The organism is Corynebacterium sp. (assembly GCF_022712195.1).
GTDB lineage: Bacteria > Actinomycetota > Actinomycetes > Mycobacteriales > Mycobacteriaceae > Corynebacterium.
In genome coordinates, this window is the sequence record NZ_JALAGY010000087.1 from 15,555 (window position 1) to 31,814 (window position 16,260).

The 16,260-nt window shown below is 71.0% G+C and carries 18 protein-coding genes; 10 read left to right on the top strand and 8 right to left on the bottom strand.

Annotation, left to right across the window (positions count from 1 at the left end; all coding sequences use genetic code 11):
• Positions 1-6: 6 nt before the first annotated feature.
• Positions 7-1,380 (bottom strand): glutamate decarboxylase, encoded by a 1,374-nt coding sequence (locus Q0A34_RS11975; protein WP_291480225.1) that lies wholly within the window; start codon positions 1,378-1,380, stop codon positions 7-9.
• 121 nt (positions 1,381-1,501) lie between these two features.
• Here Q0A34_RS11975 and Q0A34_RS11980 point away from each other — a divergent pair, with 121 nt between their 5' ends.
• The 4 genes from Q0A34_RS11980 to Q0A34_RS11995 are packed head-to-tail and all read left to right on the top strand — an operon-like array spanning position 1,502 to position 3,551.
• Positions 1,502-1,891: a DUF202 domain-containing protein gene (locus Q0A34_RS11980; protein ID WP_291480226.1), complete on the top strand. Its 390-nt coding sequence runs from the start codon at positions 1,502-1,504 to the stop codon at positions 1,889-1,891.
• Entirely contained in the window at positions 1,888-2,229 is a 342-nt protein-coding gene (locus Q0A34_RS11985) for a DUF202 domain-containing protein (RefSeq protein ID WP_291480227.1), read from the top strand. The genes Q0A34_RS11980 and Q0A34_RS11985 overlap by 4 nt, the downstream gene beginning before the upstream one ends.
• A gap of 54 nt (positions 2,230-2,283) precedes the next feature.
• The gene (locus Q0A34_RS11990; protein ID WP_291480228.1) at positions 2,284-2,859 is read left to right on the top strand and encodes a 1-acyl-sn-glycerol-3-phosphate acyltransferase; all 576 of its coding nucleotides are present in this window, start codon (positions 2,284-2,286) and stop codon (positions 2,857-2,859) included.
• 11 nt (positions 2,860-2,870) lie between these two features.
• Positions 2,871-3,551, top strand: coding sequence for a hemolysin III family protein (locus tag Q0A34_RS11995; protein WP_291480229.1), 681 nt, complete (start codon positions 2,871-2,873; stop codon positions 3,549-3,551).
• A 101-nt stretch (positions 3,552-3,652) separates the two neighbouring features.
• Here Q0A34_RS11995 and Q0A34_RS12000 read toward each other — a convergent pair whose 3' ends face one another.
• The 4 genes from Q0A34_RS12000 to Q0A34_RS12015 form a co-directional block, all read right to left on the bottom strand.
• The gene (locus tag Q0A34_RS12000) at positions 3,653-3,856 is read right to left on the bottom strand and encodes a cold-shock protein (RefSeq protein ID WP_291480230.1); all 204 of its coding nucleotides are present in this window, start codon (positions 3,854-3,856) and stop codon (positions 3,653-3,655) included.
• A gap of 196 nt (positions 3,857-4,052) precedes the next feature.
• Positions 4,053-4,664, bottom strand: coding sequence for a methylated-DNA--[protein]-cysteine S-methyltransferase (locus Q0A34_RS12005; protein WP_291480231.1), 612 nt, complete (start codon positions 4,662-4,664; stop codon positions 4,053-4,055).
• Positions 4,654-5,148 (bottom strand): sigma-70 family RNA polymerase sigma factor, encoded by a 495-nt coding sequence (locus tag Q0A34_RS12010; protein ID WP_291480232.1) that lies wholly within the window; start codon positions 5,146-5,148, stop codon positions 4,654-4,656. The genes Q0A34_RS12005 and Q0A34_RS12010 overlap by 11 nt, the downstream gene beginning before the upstream one ends.
• 64 nt (positions 5,149-5,212) lie before the next feature.
• Positions 5,213-6,250: an alcohol dehydrogenase catalytic domain-containing protein gene (locus tag Q0A34_RS12015; RefSeq protein ID WP_291480233.1), complete on the bottom strand. Its 1,038-nt coding sequence runs from the start codon at positions 6,248-6,250 to the stop codon at positions 5,213-5,215.
• A 140-nt stretch (positions 6,251-6,390) separates the two neighbouring features.
• Here Q0A34_RS12015 and Q0A34_RS12020 point away from each other — a divergent pair, with 140 nt between their 5' ends.
• From Q0A34_RS12020 to Q0A34_RS12035, 4 genes are all read left to right on the top strand, one after another.
• Positions 6,391-7,101, top strand: a complete 711-nt coding sequence (locus tag Q0A34_RS12020) for a YoaK family protein (protein ID WP_291480234.1) — start codon at positions 6,391-6,393, stop codon at positions 7,099-7,101.
• Between the two features lie 219 nt (positions 7,102-7,320).
• A complete protein-coding gene (locus Q0A34_RS12025; protein WP_291480235.1) occupies positions 7,321-8,796 on the top strand; it encodes a hypothetical protein in 1,476 nt (491 codons plus the stop codon).
• Between the two features lie 4 nt (positions 8,797-8,800).
• On the top strand, positions 8,801-10,144 hold the full coding sequence (locus Q0A34_RS12030) for a hypothetical protein (protein WP_291480236.1): 1,344 nt from the start codon (positions 8,801-8,803) through the stop codon (positions 10,142-10,144).
• Positions 10,145-10,178: 34 nt separating this feature from the next.
• Complete coding sequence (locus Q0A34_RS12035) at positions 10,179-10,796, top strand: AAA family ATPase (protein ID WP_291480237.1); 618 nt, start codon at positions 10,179-10,181, stop codon at positions 10,794-10,796.
• Here Q0A34_RS12035 and Q0A34_RS12040 read toward each other — a convergent pair.
• The 3 genes from Q0A34_RS12040 to Q0A34_RS12050 form a co-directional block, all read right to left on the bottom strand.
• Positions 10,744-11,961, bottom strand: a complete 1,218-nt coding sequence (locus Q0A34_RS12040) for a hypothetical protein (RefSeq protein WP_291480238.1) — start codon at positions 11,959-11,961, stop codon at positions 10,744-10,746. The two genes, Q0A34_RS12035 and Q0A34_RS12040, sit on opposite strands and share 53 nt — an antisense overlap.
• A gap of 8 nt (positions 11,962-11,969) precedes the next feature.
• Positions 11,970-13,349: an acyltransferase gene (locus tag Q0A34_RS12045; RefSeq protein WP_291480239.1), complete on the bottom strand. Its 1,380-nt coding sequence runs from the start codon at positions 13,347-13,349 to the stop codon at positions 11,970-11,972.
• A 97-nt stretch (positions 13,350-13,446) separates the two neighbouring features.
• Positions 13,447-14,718, bottom strand: coding sequence for an NADH:flavin oxidoreductase/NADH oxidase family protein (locus tag Q0A34_RS12050; RefSeq protein WP_291480240.1), 1,272 nt, complete (start codon positions 14,716-14,718; stop codon positions 13,447-13,449).
• Positions 14,719-14,781: 63 nt separating this feature from the next.
• Here Q0A34_RS12050 and Q0A34_RS12055 point away from each other — a divergent pair, with 63 nt between their 5' ends.
• Both Q0A34_RS12055 and Q0A34_RS12060 read left to right on the top strand, forming a co-directional pair.
• Positions 14,782-15,369, top strand: coding sequence for a TetR/AcrR family transcriptional regulator (locus tag Q0A34_RS12055; RefSeq protein WP_291480241.1), 588 nt, complete (start codon positions 14,782-14,784; stop codon positions 15,367-15,369).
• Positions 15,370-15,540: 171 nt separating this feature from the next.
• Entirely contained in the window at positions 15,541-16,251 is a 711-nt protein-coding gene (locus Q0A34_RS12060) for a type 1 glutamine amidotransferase domain-containing protein (RefSeq protein ID WP_291480242.1), read from the top strand.
• Positions 16,252-16,260: the final 9 nt, after the last annotated feature.

Here is a 16,260-nt window from a genome sequence, read left to right on the forward strand (position 1 = left end):
CGCATCTCAGTGGTGGAAGCCCGAACGCCGCTCGTCCGGTGCGGCGCCGTCGGCCCGGTTGAGGTGGTCCACGCACGCCCTCAGGTCGCGGACCAGGAAGGACGCCAGGTCGTGGCTCAGGCCGTTGCGCACCACGATGCGCTGCACCGTGACATCGGTGAGGTTGTCCGGCATCGGGTAGGCCGGCACGATCCACCCCTTCATCCGCAGCCGGTCAGAAAGGTCGTAGAGCGTCCACCACCGGTCCGGGTCGGGGGTGAGGCGCCAGGCGAACACGGGGATGTCCTGCGCCTCGTTCCAGAGCTCCAGGTCCGGGAGCTGTCCGATCTCGCGGGCGAGGTAACGCGCCACGTCGACGGTGTTCTGCTGCACCCGCCGGTAGCCCTGCATCCCCAGCTGCAGGAACAGGTAGTACTGCAGCAGCACCTGCGCGCCGGGACGGGAGAAGTTCAGCCCGAAGGTCGGCATGTCGCCGCCCAGGTAGCTCACCCGTGAGACCAGGTCCTCGGGCAGGTCGGCGGCCTGCCGCCACACGATCCACCCGATCCCGGGGTAGACCAGCCCGTACTTGTGCCCGGAGACGTTGATCGACGCCACCCGGGGAAGCCGGAAGTCCCACTCCAGCTCCGGCTGCAGGAACGGTGCGACCATCCCGCCGGAGGCCGCGTCCACGTGGATGCGCACGTCCAGGCCCGTGTCGGCCTGGATCCGGTCGAGCGCCGCGGAGATCCGACCCACCGGCTCGTACATGCCGGTGTAGGTCACGCCCAGGATCGCCACGACCCCGATGGTGTTCTCGTCGACGTAGGCCTCCAGGTCGTGGCCGTCGAACACCCGGTGTTCCTCGGTGATCGGCACGAACCGGGGTTCGACCTCGAAGAAGTTGCAGAACTTCTCCCAGCACACCTGGACGGCGGAGGACATCACGATGTTGGGACGGTCCGTCGGGGCACCCTGCGCACGCCGCCGCTGCTGCCACCGTCGCTTCAGCGCCAGCCCGCCCATCATGCAGGCCTCCGAGGACCCCACCGTCGACGTCCCGACGGTGGCGTCGGGGTCCGGGGCGTTCCACAGGGCGGCGATCATCCGCCAGCAGCGGTCCTCGATGTCCGCGGTGGCGGGGTACTCGTCCTTGTCGACCATGTTCTTGTCGAAGGCCTCCCGGTAGAGCCGGTCGGCCTGGTCGTCCATCCACGTGCCCACGAAGGTCGCGAGGTTCATCCGCGCATTGCCGTCGAGCATCGCCTCGTCGTGGATCACCTGGTAGGCGGTCTCCGGGAGGGACTCCGTCTCCGGGATGCGGTTGCGCGGGAAGCTCGTGGCCTCACCGACGCGGGCGAACAGGGGATTGAGTTCAACATGTCGTCGGTCGTCCACCATGGCGGGGTCACCCTCTCGTACGCCGGAAGCCTCGTACCGGCGACAGTACCTCTGTCGGACGGAGCGGGTCGGACGGGCGCGGGTCGGACGGTGAGGTGCCGGCGGATTACACTGGGGCACCGTGAACGCACCTGCAGACGACCCCGACGGGGACCGCTCCGCCCTGGCGAAGGCGCTGTTCCCGACAGGGACGGAGCCGGACCCCCGGTTCACCCTGGCCAATGAACGGACCTTCCTGGCGTGGATGCGCACCGCCCTGGCGTTCATCGCCGGCGGTGTCGCCCTGGAGGCCCTGCCCATGGACACCGTCCCGGCGTCGCTCCGGAACGCCGGTGCCCTGCTGGCGCTGTGCCTGGGTATCGTGCTGGCGGCGGGGGCGGCGTTCCGGTGGCTGCGCGTGGAGCGCGCCATGCGGGAGGGGCGTCCCCTGCCCGCCCCGGCGATCGTCCCGGCACTGTCACTGACGGCCCTGCTCATCGCGGTCGTCCTGCTGGTCCTGGTGGCGACGTGACCACCGGCACGTCCATCCCGGTCGCCGACCCCGGACTCCAGCCGGAGCGCACCAGCATGGCGTGGGCGCGGACGTCGCTGGCGTACCTGGTGGCCGCGGCGGTCACCCTGCGGTGGGTTCCCCAGCACGGCACGGCGGTCGCCGCGGTGTCCGTGGGGCTGGTGCTCGTCGCCCTGGGGATCCACGCCGGTCAGCGCAGCCGTTACCGGGTCGCGGCGCACGGGGTCGCCCGGAACCGGGTGTGCACGTCCGCCGGCGCGGTCCTGGCCCTCACCGCCTGCACCGTGGCGCTGGGCCTGCTCAGTGTGCTGCTCGTCCTGGCCGGTCAGGGCTGCTGAGGCGGGCTGCTGCAACGGTCGGGGAGCCCGGGCGATCCATGTAGTATCGGGTAAATGATGAAACGCCTCATCGCCAGTGCATTCTGGTCCCTCAGCAGGTGGCGGCTGGTTTCCGCGCCGGCGCCGCAGCGCCCCACGATCCTGCTCGGCGCGCCGCACACCTCCAACTGGGACTTCATCCTGATGCTCGCCATCGCCTGGAAACTGGGCATCCGGATCCGCTGGCTGGGCAAGACCAGCCTCTTCGACGGGTGGCGTGGCCCGGTGATGCGTTCCCTCGGCGGCATCCCCGTCGACCGCGACGCGCCGAGCGAGGTCGTCGGGGAGCTGGTGGAGCAGATCAGTGCGGACCCGGCCACCGCCCTCGTCATCACCCCGGACGGCACCCGTGGCCCCCACACCCACTGGAAGTCCGGGTTCTACCGGCTCGCCGAGCGGACGGGGCTGCCCGTCACCCTGGGGTACGTGGACCGTCCCACGATGACCACCGGACTGGGGCCGACCATGGACATCACCGGTGACGTCTCCGCCGACATGGACCGTGTCCGGGAGTTCTACCGCGACAAGTCCGGTCTGCGTCCCGGGGCACGTGTCGAGCCGCGGCTGCGCAGCGAAACCGCCACCGACTGAGGAGGTCCCACATGTCCACCACCCGCACGGTGTTCTACCGCGGCCCCCGCCCGGTCCTGCGGGGCTACCTGCACCTGTTCGCGTTCTGGTTCTTCCTCGGCACCGGTACCAGCCTGACGGTCCTGTCCTTCGCCAACACCGGGTTCTCCGGGCTGGCGGTGGCCACCGCGGTCTACTCCCTGTGCCTGGCGGGCATGCTGGGCGTCTCCGCCCTGTACCACCGGGTCCCCTGGAAGAGCGAGGGGTCGGTCCAGTGGTGGCGACGGGCCGACCACGCGATGATCGCCATCTTCATCGCCGGCACCTACGGGCCGGTGTTCGTCGGGGCGGACGCCCCGGGCAACCGGACGCCGATCCTCGTCCTGTGCTGGTGCACCGCGCTGCTCGCGGTGGGGGTGAACATCCTGTGGATCAGCCACCCGCGGTGGCTGTCGGTGACGATCTACCTCTGCCTGGGCTGGATCGCCCTGTTCGGGATGCGCATCCTGTGGGACGGGCTGACGGGGCCGGAGCTGGCGCTCATCATCGCCGGCGGGGTGATCTACAGCCTGGGGGCGCTGGTGTACGCCCTGAAGTGGCCGACCATCAGTGAGCACTGGTTCGGTTTCCACGAGGTCTTCCACGCCGGCACCATCGTCGCCGCAGGGCTGCACCACATCGCGATCTGGATGATCGTCCTGGACGCGGGGTGAGTGGCGGAGGCGGGTGCAACCCCTGACCGGGAACGTCCCCGGACAGAGAACAACCCCGGCACCGTCGTCGACGGTGCCGGGGTTGAGTCTGTGGGTCGTCCTTAGACGACGGTCACGCCGACCGCGGCCGGGCCCTTGCGGCCGTCCTCGGTCTCGAAGGTGACCTTCTGGTTCTCGTCGAGGGAGCGGAAGCCGCCACCCTGGATCTCCGAGTAGTGGACGAAGACGTCAGCGGAGCCGTCCTCGGGGGAGATGAAGCCGAAGCCCTTTTCAGCGTTGAACCATTTGACAGTGCCGTTGATCATGTGATCATCCCTTCTTCAGTGTCAGCGACCGGATTCTTCCGTGCGCTGGGTCGACCGAATGTTCCGCAAGGAACAAGTTCGCGTCCTCAAGACAACTTCCGTGAACTTGATTCCTTCCGGAACTCGGAAGGGAAAAACAACATCAGAAACTGTAACCGCGTTTCAGCCTACACCGGATCGGGGAAGAAGCCAATGGTCAGTTCTCCGCACCGGTCTCCAGCGCCAGCAGCGCCGACTTCGCCGCGACCCCGCCGAGGTACCCGCCGAGCCCGCCGTCGCTGCGCAGCACCCGGTGGCAGGGGACCACCACGGGCAGCGGGTTCGTCGCACAGGCGGTACCCACCGCACGCACCGCACGCGGATTGCCGACACCCTCGGCGACCTGCTTGTACGACTGCGTCCGCGCGTATCCGATGCTCGGCAGGTAGCACTGCACTGTCCGCCGGAAACCGGAGGACATCGCGAAGTCCAGGGGAAGGTCGAAGTCCTTCCGGGCCCCGGTGAAGTACTCGTCGAGTTCGGTGGCGGCGGTGTCCAGGCGCCGTGGCGCCTCGAGCACCCGCGGGCTGACCTTCTCCGCCAGGACGGCCAGCACCTCGTCGAACCCCTCCCGGGCGAACGCCACCCGCACAAGCCCCCGGTCGGTGGCGGCGAGAAGCAGCGGGCCGACCGGGGAGTCCACCGTGCGGTAGGCCACGTCCAGCAGCCCCGAGGCGGCGGCGTCGGCGCCGAGCCGGGACCGCAGTCGGGTGAGGTCACCGTCCCCGGCGGGGAAGTCGGTGGGGGACAGGGGGCTGTCAGTGGTCATCGGGGCTCTCCTTCTGGGTAGTGTAGATGCGCCGCAGCGTCCGGACCCCGTCGGCACTGGCCCGGCGGACCGCGTCGGCACGACCGCCGATCAGCACCGCGGTCTCGGCGTGGGTCAGTCCCCCGAGGAAGTGGTAGGCCACGGCCAGGCGCTGGCGGTCCGGGAGCGAGGCCACGGCGTCCCACAGCCCGTCGTCCCGGTGTCCCGGGACCCCCAGGTCGGAGACCTGTTCGGGGACGGTGTCGGTGGGGACGGCCTGCCGCGCGCGACGACGGACGACGTCCACGGCCCGGCGGTGGGCGACGCGCACCAGCCAGGCCTCCACGTTCGTGCCGTCCGCCAGGTCCGGCCACGCGCGGAGCAGCGACAGGAACGTCTCCGACCAGGCGTCGTCGGCGTCGGGGCCCGGACCGAGCACGGCGCGGCAGACCCGCAGCACGGTCGGCCCGTGCCGCGTCACGGCCTGGTCGAAGGGTGTCGTCATCGGGGTCCCGTCATCGTCGTCACACCCGGTAGTCGCGCCGGATGGGCCATGTGTGAGGTGGCTGCTACGGCACCAGGACGATACGTCCGGCGACCTTGCCGTCCCGCAGGTCGTCGAAGGCGCGTACGGCGTCCTCCAGCGGGTACGTCGTGGTCTCCAGGTGCAGCTTTCCCTGCTGGACGAGGGCCACGGCCTGGCGCATGTCGGCACGGGTGCCGCCGTAGGCGCGTTCGATGTTCACGCCCCACGGGAGGGCGGAGCTGTCCGCGTCGTAGCTGAACGAGCCGCCGCCGAGACCGACGAAGCGGATCGCACCGCCCACGCCGACCACCGACAGCGCCAGGTCCACGGTGGGCTGCACGCCCACGAAGTCGAGGACGACGTCCGCGCCGCGTCCGCCGGTCTCCTCCATGATGCGGGACGCCGCGTCCGCGTCGCTGAGGATGGCGAGGTCCGCACCGTGTTCCGCGGCGTAGGCGACCTTGTCCGGGTCGGTGTCCAGGGCGATGATGCGGGCGCCCGTGGTCGCGGCGAGGATCTGCAGGCCGACGTGGCCGAGCCCGCCGAGCCCGACGGTCACCACCGTGGCCCCGCCCACGAGACGGTCGCGCACGCTGTTCACCGCGTGCATCGGGGTCAGGGCGGCGTCCGCCAGCGGGGCTGAGGTGGTCGGGTCGAGGTCGCCGAGCGGGTCGAGGTGGTGGGTCTTCACCGCGATGTACTCGGCCATGCCACCCGGGGAGCCGATGCCCGGCGACAACGGCGCCAGGGAACCGCGCGGGCTGGCGACCTCGCACTCGTTGTCGCGCCCGGCCAGGCACCTGTCGCACTCGCCGCAGCTGAGCACCAGGGCGACCAGGGCACTGTCGCCGACGTTCCAGCCGGTCACCGCCTCGCCGGTCTTCTCCACCACCCCAGCCACCTCGTGGCCCAGGGTGGAGCCGACCAGGGGACTGTCATCGCCGCCGCCGATGATGTGCAGGTCGGAGTGGCACAGCCCCGCACCCGCCACCTTCAGCAGGACCTCGTCGGCCCCGATCTCGGGGACGGGCTTCTCCTGCACCTCGACCGTGTTGTTCCGGACGTAGGACACTGCACGCATGACTTGCTCCTTCTTCGAGAACTGAACGCGGGGTTGCCGCCCCGTTCACTCCCCACGCTACGCCTGGGACGTACCGCGCAGAGTGCCGCCGGCCCCCGTACCATCGGACGCCCGGACCCCTCACCGAAAGTGCTCTCCACATGTCCCTGAAGCATCCTGCCCTCGGCCCCTACCACGACCGCCGCGAGATGAACCTCGGCATCGTCCTCGCCGGACTCGCCGGAGCGATGGGTGCGGCCGCCTGGCTGCACACCTCCGGCTGGTACGTGACCTTCATGACCGGCAACACCGAAAGGATGGTCCTCGAACACTTCACCGGCCACCATGTCCTCGGGTTCGGGGCCCTGGCCACGGTGATCGCCTTCCTGGTGGGTGTCATGGCCGCCACGCTGGCGCGTATCCACTGGTGGAGGAAGTCCCGGCACGGCGCCACGCTGGTCACGATGGTGGCCGCCTACGCCGCCTGGCTGGTCGACGTGCTCACCAATGACGCGGAGGCGCCCCTGGGTGTGGTCCCGGTGCTGTCGCTGGCCTTCGGGCTCGGGGCGTTGAACACCTCGATCAGCCGCGGGAACCAGGTCGCCATGCCCCTGTCCTACGTCACCGGCACCCTGGTGAAGATGGGCCAGGGTTTCGCGCTGCACCTCTCCGGTGTGCGGCGGTGGGTGTGGGTGGCGCAGGTCGTCACCTACGCGGGCTTCCTCGCCGGCATCGTGCTCGGCGGGACCGTCTTCCACTCCTTCGGCACGCACAACTCCCTGGCGGCGCTGGCCCTGATGTCCACCGTGATCGCCGTGGTCACCTGGAAGCTCGACCACCCGCGGTTCGCCGACCGGGACGCGGCGGGATAGGGACGCGGCCGCTGTGTCTTCAGTCACGATGCGGTGTCCACCGGCTGCGGCGGGTGCGGGGGCGTGTTATCACAGAGCCCTGACGTTCCGGTACTGACGATCCGGCCCTGATGTTCGTGCCCTGCCGTCCGCCGCCTTCGCCACCGCCCACGCCACCTCTCGTGTCACCGCCCTTTCCTGCGTCACCTCACCTCTGAACCCCCGGAAGGACCCCGCCCCATGGAGTACACCGAACTCTCGGCGTACCGGCTGCACGCCGGCGACGTCACCACCTGGACCCCCACCGCCACCGACGCCTGGACCGTCGACCCGCGTCCGTTGTCCAGCAACCACGAAGCACACGTCCGCGAGTCACTGTCCGCCGGGACGGCGGACCCGTCGCCGCGGGGCGACAACTGGATCGGCACGGCCTTCCGGATCCACCACAGCTTCGACGCCGGGGCGTTCGCCGCGACGCTGCGCGCCTGGATGGTGCGCCACGAGGCCTACCGCACCACCGCGGTCGCGGCGACGGCGGGCGACTCCGGCGTGGAGGGCGGGGGGCTGCACCGCCAGACGCTCCCGGCCGACGCCGTCGACGTGGCGTCCCGCCCGCTCGGTCACCTGCCGGACGCCGACAGCGTCCGCGACGTCCTGGACCACCACTTCGCCACCGGGGTGTCCGCGCTGAGCTGGCCCCACCTCACCGTCGCCACCGTCGTGCAGGACGCGCCGTGGTTCACGGTGGTCTTCGCCGCCGACCACGCCGTGATGGACGCCTACACCCAGATCGTCTCCATCGCGGAGCTGCGCGAGATCTACGCCGCACAGGTCGAGGGCCGTACCCCGGAACTCCCGCTCGCCGGATCCCACGTCGACTACAGCCGGGGCGAACGCGAACTCGCCGACTCCCTCACCGCCGACCACCCCGTGGTGCAGCGGTGGAGGCACTTCCTCACCGGGGCCGACGGGGCGCCCGCGACGCCGCGGCTTCCCCTGGCCGGCGCCCACACCGGGGACGAGGAGGACGTGAAGCAGGTCAGCACCTCGATGTGGCTGCTCGGCGACGTGGACGCCACCGTCTTCGGCCAGATCAGCAAGCGCCACGGCGGCAGCCAGGTCACCGGCCTGCTGGCCGCGCTGAAGGTCGCCGCCGCACGCGCCGACCGTCACGGACTGTGCGGCGACACCTTCCGCTACGTGATGCCGATGCACACCCGCACCTCGGCGGAGTTCGCGCTGTCCGCCGGATGGTTCGTGGGCCTGATGCCGGTGGAGGACCCGATGCCGCGCGGTGCCGCGTTCTCCGAGGCCGTGGCGGCGACGACCGCGGCGGTGAAGGAGAACCGCGACCTTGTCGCCTACCCGTACCCGAAGGTCGCCGAGCTGCTGGGTGTGAGCGAGCCGCCGCGCTTCGTGGTGTCCTACGTGGACACCCGGTACATCCCCGGGGCGGACGCCTGGACGCCGCACGACCGGACCCTGCGTGGTGTCGCCTACAGCTCCACCGACGTCTACGTGTGGGTCGTGCGTACCACCGGCGGTGTGAACATCTCCATGCGCTTCCCGGACGCCCCCTGCACCCGCGACTCGGTGCGCGCCCTGGTCGCCGAGTACTTCACCGTGCTGCACAGTGTGGTGGACACCGGCGACGCGTCCTCGCTGCCGTTCGGACGCTCCGACGAGAAGACCGGCACGCCGGTGTACGAGGGCTGACCCGGTGACCCACCTGCCCGACGGCCACCGCCTCACCGCCGACGACCACCTGTTCGTCGTCATGGAGCAGGTGCTGGGCGTGCCGGTGGTGCCCCAGGTCATCTGGCGGGTGGACGCGACCGGACCGGTGCTCGACCGGGTCGAGGAGACGGGACGGAACCTCACCGCCGGACGGCTGTCCCGCCTCGTCCGCCGCACCCGCGGTCCCGTCCGCGACCGGTGGGAGTACACCCCGCGCGCCGGGAACGTCCGCATCGACCGCGCCCCGGTGGCCCCCGGGCAGGTCAGCGGCTGGCTGCACGACAGGCTGACCGCGCCGGTGGACAGCGTGCGCGGCCCGTCCTGGGAACTCGGTGCCGTGCCCACCACCGACGGTCACGTCATCGTCTCCCTGGTGCGCAGCCACGTCGTCGCCGACGGTGCCGCGATGATCCGCGCGGTCACCGAGGCCGTCGGCGGACAGTCCACGACACCCCGCGCACCACGCCGGGGCGACACCGTGCGTGACGCCCTCTCCCTGCTCACCGCGGTCGGACGGGCGGCGGTGTCACTGCGGACACCCGCCACGGCACAGGTGGGCGTCCCGCCGAACGAGGGGACGGCACCGGAGGGGCCGGCGGTGGTGCCCACCGTGGCGGTGCGGGTCGACGCCGCCCGGTTCGACGTGGCGGCGTCCTCGCGCGGTGGCACGTCCAACACCCTCTTCCAGGCGGTCACGCTCGGCGTCCTCGTCGGCTCGGGGCGCGTCCGGGAGGGCGACACCGTGCCCCTCGCGGTGCCCGTGTCCGTCAGGGGCGACGGGGCCGGTGACCTGCGCGCCAACGCGACCACCGGCGCCACGGTCGTTGTGCGGCTGGACCCGGGGCGCTACGACGACCTCGGGGAACTGCGGGCCGCGGCGAAGTCGGCCTACCGGCAGGTCAGCGCCCGCACCGGCCCCGACAGGGTCGCCGCCATGGCACAGGTCGCCCAGGCGTTGCCGGACTCCCTGGTCCGACGGGCCGCCGCGGGGTCCACCACACCGGTGTGCCTGGCCTCGAACCTGGGGGAGCCGTCGGAGGCGTTCACCGGACTGGGGCTGGGACCGGAAACGGGACCGGAACTGGGCCGCGACGGATGCGACGTCGCCCTGCGCTCCGTGATCCGGGCGGGGTCCGCGCGCGAACTCGCCGAACGTCAGGGTGGTGTGAGCGCCTGGGCGGTGCGGTCCGGGGGATCACTGTCGCTGTCCTTCACGTCCCTGGACCCGGTCCACGTGCGCGATGAGGCGCACCTGCTCGACCTGGTGAGGGAGGAGCTGGGCCGGTGGGGTCTGGTGTGGGGGAGGGACGCGACCCGGTGGCTGTAGGGCCGTGACCGGCGTGACGGGTTAGGCTACCGGGATGCAGCGTAGGAAGAACCACATCATCTGGATCAATGGTGCATTCGGTGCGGGAAAGACGACAGCCGCGAATCTCCTGGCGGATGAGATCCCGGGTGCGGTCGTCGTTGATCCGGAGGAAGTCGGTGCCCTGTTGCGTCCGATACTGCAGCCGGTCGCTCCAGTACGGGACTTCCAGGAGTGGTCGGCATGGCGACGGCTCGTCGCTGCCACACTCAACTCCGTACTCCGGGAACTTCCGGAGGGCCCTGAGTCAGTTGTCATCGTCCCGCAGACTGTCACAGTGGAGGAATACTGGTCGGAGATTGTTTCTGAGCTCGATCCGACGGCATTCCTCACACCGGTGGCGTTGCATGTGGACCCGGAGGAGCACTGTCGCCGTGCCACCGACGACACTGAGGAGTCTGGTGCGCTCCGGTGGAGACTCAGCAGGTTTCCGGCCTTCCGGGACGCAGACTGGATTCGCCGTGAGTTCGAGAGCATTGACGTCTCAGAGCTGACCCGGAAGGAGACGGTGGCGCGGATCCTTGCCGTGTCGGTGTCCTCGCGGGTCGCTTCGCGGGGGGTCAGCAGTGAGTCGGCAGCGCCTTCGACAGCCGGTCGAGCACCCCGCCCATGACCTGACGCGCCTCCGGGGTGTCCGGGTACTTCGCGCGCACGGAGAGACCGTCGAGGGTCCGCGAGAACCACAGCTGCACCGTGTCCGTCGGCGACGTCGAGGACACGTACCTGGCCTGCGGCACCGGGTCGCCGAGCCCCCGGAAGTCCATGTAGGAGACCATCGGGACCGCACCGGCGGGAAGTTCCGGCGAACACTCCCGCACCATGGTCTCCAGGGGAAGCCCCGCCACGGTCACCGCGTCACGAAGCCAGGCGGCGGTGGCGTCGACGTCACCGGCCCGGGCGATGACCGGGGCGTTGCCCACCATCCAGCCGACGATCCCGTGGCGTGGGTCGTCGCGTCGGCCACGGGTGTGCACGGGGATGACCGTGGGGAACTCCGCCGACCCGGTCACCGGTTCCAGTGCCTCGGCGAGGCAGGTGAGGACCACCGCGAAGGAACGCCGTTCGGGGCCGTCGCCGTCGAGGAGCCGTCGCACGTCATGGACCGGTGGGGCCGGTGCGGCGCCGGTGGCGCCGAGCTCCACCGGGAACGCCGGGATCCGGTTCCCGGTGGTGCCCAGGAAGCGACGCCAGATCCCCAGCGCCCGGGCATCCGGTGCGGTCTGGGCCGGTGCGGTGAGCGTCCCCAGGAACGAGGGGGCGGGCTCCCGGCCGTGCCCGTGGAGCTCCCCGTGCAGGCGCCGTTGCAGCAGGTCCACGCTCAGCATGTCGGCGTGGAAGTGGTCGAGCCCGAACAACAGCACGTCCCCGCACAGTGCGAAGAACAGCCCCGGGACCGGGCCGGGACGGCACCGGTCGGCCATCAGGGCCTCCAGCTCCGCGGTGCCGGGTACGTCGGGACGGGGGCCGCCGGTGGTTACGGTCAGGGCACCGGCGGTGAACGCCTGCTGGTGGTCGTGGCGGGCCACGGTGCGCAGGGCGTCCACCCCGTCGACGACGGCGCGCACCGCCCCGGCCACCGCGGCGGGGGACGTGCCGTCCGGGACACCCACCGTCCCGCCGATCCAGGTCGACCGACCGGACGCCGCCGCTGCGGCCAGGTGGTTGCGCTGGTTGAAGGTGAGCGGCGCCCGTGGGCCCGACGGCACGTCCGGCCAGCGCAGCTCCAGCTCCGTGAACGGCCCGGTCAGGGGCACGTGCTCCAGGTAGGTGACCTCCACGGGCGTTCTCAGACCGCGGCGAGGATGTCGCGGACGGTGGCGACGTAGGTGTCCACCGACTCCCGTGCGGTCGGGTTGTCCGGGGCCTGGCATCCGACGCCGAGGCCGTCGGCGTTGCGGTGGATCCACAGGTTGGCGTTGACCGTCCGGCCGAATCCGGTGAACAGCCGGATGTCCGCCCCCGCGGGTTCCTCGAACCAGCCGAGGTCGAGGTAGGTCACCATCTGCGGGCTGCCCATCACCGACGGGTCCACCTGGCCGCTGAGGATCAGGTGCCCCAGCGAGGCGTGCACCGGTTCGTGCAGCGCGGCCTTCATCCTGGCCTGGGCGGCCGCGACGTCCGGCAGGACGTCCTCCACCGTGGTCCCGGTGACGGGGAAGTAGAGCGGGGTGAAGTTGCAGAACCACCCCTGGGAGAGGGCGTAGCGGCGCCCGCGGGTCGCGGAGACCACCACGGTGGCGTAGTGGTCCGCACCGGTGAGGCGGGCGTGCGCCAGCCCCAGGGCGGCGTAGACCACGGTGCTGAAACTGACCCCGTGTGCGCGGGCGAGGGTGTGCAGGCGGCCGGTGAGGTCACGGTCGGCCAGTTCGCCCTCGACACCGACGACCGGCTGCGGTTCGCCGTCGACGATGCCGGTGGGCAGCGGGAACCCGGGGACCCGCCCGCCGGTGAGGTCGAAGAGGCCCCGCCAGGCTCGTACGCCCGGGGAGTCGTCGGACACGGACGCGGCCTGCGCCTGTTCGTCACGGACGTGGTCGAGGAAACTGGGGTGGGTGCCGACGGTCAGTTCACCGGCCGACTCCGCCGCACCTGCCGCGCCTGCCGTACCGCCCGTGTAGCGGGCCATCAGTTCCAGCAGCCCGGTCATCTGCGAGATCCCGTCGCCGGACGCGTGGTCGAGGGCGAGCAGCAGGTCGAAGGACCGGCCGTCCTCCCGGGCGACGGTGACCACCGCGAGGGCGGGGACGTGGTCGAAGACCGCGGTGGTGGCCAGCAGGTCGGTGACGGTGCCGGTGACCGGTGCAGGGACGAGGTCGACGGCGTCGGCCGGCAGTGTCCGGCGACGGAGCGGGCCGTCCGGTGCGTCCCCCTCGACCGACAGCGTGGACCGCAGTCCCTCGTGGGCGGCGACGAAGGCGTTGACCGCCCGGGTCATGCGGTCCCGGTCGGGGACACCGGGCAGGGTCGCCACCGAGCAGGTGTAGGCGTGGTGCGCACGCCCCTGCGCGCGTCCGGCCAGCACCCCGCGCACGTGGTCGGTCTGCAGGAACGACGCCGGGGTGGGGTCCTCGGCGACGTCGGCGTGTGCGGCGGTCATGGCGGCCGAGGGCAACCAGGTGGTCACGGTGCCCTCGGGCGACCAGTCGTGTCCGTCGATGATTCTCATGCGTGGGTCCGCTCGTGAGGGGTGGTTCCGGCTGTCAGTCCCTGACTATAGGTCGCCCCGGCGCCGGGCGCAGGCCGGGGCCGGGGAGAGGGCCGGGTCACCCCACCTGCGTCCGCTCCTTCAGCCAGCTGGCGTAGCGGTGCCGGGCGAGGGTGTCCCGGACCAGTTCGGCGCCGAAGACCCTCAGTGCGTTGGCGCGGGTGCCCGCCGGACGCCCCTCGCTCAACCGTCGCAGCTGGTGGCGGACCAGTGCCATGGACGCTGCGGACGCCAGCGCCTTGTCCCTGATCCGGACGCGCGGCAGGACGGCGGCCGTGTCGGTGTCGGTGTTCGTGCCCGCGCTGTTCCGCCAGTCGTTCGGGAGGTCCGGGTTCACGGACAGTGCCGTACCGATTCCGACGACGTCCACGCCGCTGTCGACGACCTTCTCGGCGACCGCGCGTCGGGTCACCCCGCCGGTGACCATCAGGGGGACGGGGCTGTCGGCGACGAGTTCCTCGGCGAGTTCCAGGAAGTAGGCCTCCCGTGCCGCGGTGCGGGCGTCCTGCCCCTCGGCGGCGTTGCCGGTCATCGCGGGGCTCTCGTAGCTGCCGCCGGAGAGCTCCACCAGGTCCACGCCCAGCGGGGCGAGCCAGTCGATGACCTGCCGGGCGTCGTCCTTGTCGAAACCGCCGCGCTGGAAGTCCGCGGAGTTCAGTTTCACGGCGACGGCGAACCCCTCCGACACCGCCTCCCGGGTGCGGCGGGTGATGTCCAGGAGCAGGCGGGCACGGTTGTGCAGGCTGCCGCCCCAGTCGTCGGTGCGGGTGTTCGACAGCGGCGAGAGGAACTGGGACAGCAGGTATCCGTGCGCGGCGTGGATCTCCACGCCGTCGAAGCCGGCGCGTTCGGCCTGGTGGGCGGTGTCGACGAACCGTTCCACGGTGGCCTCGATCTGCGCGGCGGTCATCTCCTGCGGTACCGCGAACATGGCGCTGGTGCGTCCGGTGTCGACCCGGGTGGCGGACGGGCCCCAGGCCACGCCGGGCATGTTCTTCTGGATCTGGCGGCCGGGGTGGTTGATCTGCATCCACACCTTCCCGCCGCCGCTGCGGGCGGCGGTGGCCCACCGGCGGTACGGCTCCAGGGGGGTGTCGCGGTCGAGGACCACACCGGCCGGGCCGGTGAGGGCGGCGTCGTGGACCATGACGTTGCCGGTGATCAGCAGGCCGGCGCCGCCGCGGGCCCAGGTGCGGTAGAGGGTGGTCAGCCGGGTGCCGGGGAGTTGGCCGGTGTCGGCCATGCTCTCCTCCATGGCCGCCTTGGCGATGCGGTTGGGAAGAACCTGGCCGTTGGGGAGGTTGAGCGGAGTGAAGAGCGGATGTGACATGATTTCCCTTGTTGTCGGGGTATGTGTACGGTGCTCACATAACGATAGGAGAGGATGTTAGCGATGTCAACATCAGGGTCAGGCTCGCCCACGCAGAGTTACCACCACGGAAATCTCCGGCAGGCGTTGATCGACGCCGCCGTCGAGATGCTCGAACAGGGCGAGAACTTCTCGCTGCGCGCCGTCGCGCGCTGGGCCGGCGTCTCGCAGACCGCGCCCTACCGCCACTTCCCGGACCGCTCGAAGCTGGAGTCCGCCGTCGCGGCGCAGGGGTTCCGGGCGCTCGGCGAGGAGCTGTTCGCCGGACGCGAGGTACCGACGCGACCGGAGGACCTGCCCGACTTCGCCGTCGGCTACGTCCGCTTCGCCGTCGAACGTCCCCGGATGTTCCGGCTGATGTTCGGCACCGAGTGTGACGACGAGAACGATGAGCGCGTGCAGGCCGCCGGGTTCCTCCAGGCCGCACTCACCGAACGTCTCCAGGCGATCTACCCCGGCACCGCGGTCGACGACCTCGCCGTCGGCCTGTGGAGTACCGTCCACGGACTGGCCTTCCTGCACCTGGACGGGAAGTTCCCGTCGGAGCCCTCCGACCAGATGGACAACCGCGTGCGCTCCGCCTTCGCCGCGGTGCTCGGACTGGCGGGGTAGGCGGTGGCGCGGTAGCGGCGGCGCAGGGGCGTCGGTAGTTGTTGACAGCGTTCACATCTGGTTTTACGCTGGGAACATCGCCGGCGCCCCGTCGGCGGTTCACACCACCGACCACCGCTGCGCGGCAGGACCACCTGCCCCACGGGGAGAGACCACGAGAGGTGCATCTCCATGACCAACGTCCTGATGGCAGTCACCGCGGCACGGCACTGGACCCTGACCGACGGCACCAGGCACCCCACCGGCTTCTGGGCCGAGGAGTTCCTCGTCCCCTACGAGACCTTCACCGCCGCCGGCTACGACGTCACCGTCGCGACCCCCGGGGCGGCCACGCCGATCGTCGACGAACTCAGCCTGGGCCTGTCCGGCGGCATCCTCCCGCACACCGTGAAGAAGTTCCGCGCCAAGCTGGAGGACCTCGCCCCCGTCCTCGAGAACCCCGCTGACCTGCACTCCGTCACCACCGATGACCTGGACGGCTACGACCTGGTCTTCTACCCCGGCGGCCACGGCCCCATGGAGGACCTCGCCGTCGACAGGATCTCCGGGCGCATCCTCACCGACCGTCTGGCCTCCGGACGCCCCCTGGCACTGCTGTGCCACGCCCCGGCGGCGCTGCTGGCCACCGTCGACGAGGACGGCTCGACCCCCTTCGCCGGGCGGCACGTCACCGGCCTGTCCAACCGCGAGGAGCTCATCAACTCCTTCGCGAAGAAGGCCCCCTGGCTGCTCGAGGACAAGCTCAAGGAGATCGGCACCGACTACGACAAGGCGCTGATCCCGTTCCGGCCCCACGTGGTCCGGGACGGCAACCTCTACACCGGCCAGAACCCGCAGTCCTCCAGGAAACTCGCCGAGACCCTCGTCTCCACGCTCAGCTAGGACACACAG

What these genes read in the sequence shown, in the direction of transcription:
- Q0A34_RS11975 (WP_291480225.1), bottom strand. Translation starts at nt 1,380, where the DNA reads ATGGTGGACGACCGACGACATGTTGAACTCAATCCCCTGTTCGCCCGC.
- Q0A34_RS11990 (WP_291480228.1), top strand. Translation starts at nt 2,284, where the DNA reads ATGATGAAACGCCTCATCGCCAGTGCATTCTGGTCCCTCAGCAGGTGG.
- Q0A34_RS11995 (WP_291480229.1), top strand. Translation starts at nt 2,871, where the DNA reads ATGTCCACCACCCGCACGGTGTTCTACCGCGGCCCCCGCCCGGTCCTG.
- Q0A34_RS12000 (WP_291480230.1), bottom strand. Translation starts at nt 3,856, where the DNA reads ATGATCAACGGCACTGTCAAATGGTTCAACGCTGAAAAGGGCTTCGGC.
- Q0A34_RS12005 (WP_291480231.1), bottom strand. Translation starts at nt 4,664, where the DNA reads ATGACCACTGACAGCCCCCTGTCCCCCACCGACTTCCCCGCCGGGGAC.
- Q0A34_RS12010 (WP_291480232.1), bottom strand. Translation starts at nt 5,148, where the DNA reads ATGACGACACCCTTCGACCAGGCCGTGACGCGGCACGGGCCGACCGTG.
- Q0A34_RS12015 (WP_291480233.1), bottom strand. Translation starts at nt 6,250, where the DNA reads ATGCGTGCAGTGTCCTACGTCCGGAACAACACGGTCGAGGTGCAGGAG.
- Q0A34_RS12020 (WP_291480234.1), top strand. Translation starts at nt 6,391, where the DNA reads ATGTCCCTGAAGCATCCTGCCCTCGGCCCCTACCACGACCGCCGCGAG.
- Q0A34_RS12025 (WP_291480235.1), top strand. Translation starts at nt 7,321, where the DNA reads ATGGAGTACACCGAACTCTCGGCGTACCGGCTGCACGCCGGCGACGTC.
- Q0A34_RS12035 (WP_291480237.1), top strand. Translation starts at nt 10,179, where the DNA reads ATGCAGCGTAGGAAGAACCACATCATCTGGATCAATGGTGCATTCGGT.
- Q0A34_RS12045 (WP_291480239.1), bottom strand. Translation starts at nt 13,349, where the DNA reads ATGAGAATCATCGACGGACACGACTGGTCGCCCGAGGGCACCGTGACC.
- Q0A34_RS12050 (WP_291480240.1), bottom strand. Translation starts at nt 14,718, where the DNA reads ATGTCACATCCGCTCTTCACTCCGCTCAACCTCCCCAACGGCCAGGTT.
- Q0A34_RS12055 (WP_291480241.1), top strand. Translation starts at nt 14,782, where the DNA reads ATGTCAACATCAGGGTCAGGCTCGCCCACGCAGAGTTACCACCACGGA.
- Q0A34_RS12060 (WP_291480242.1), top strand. Translation starts at nt 15,541, where the DNA reads ATGACCAACGTCCTGATGGCAGTCACCGCGGCACGGCACTGGACCCTG.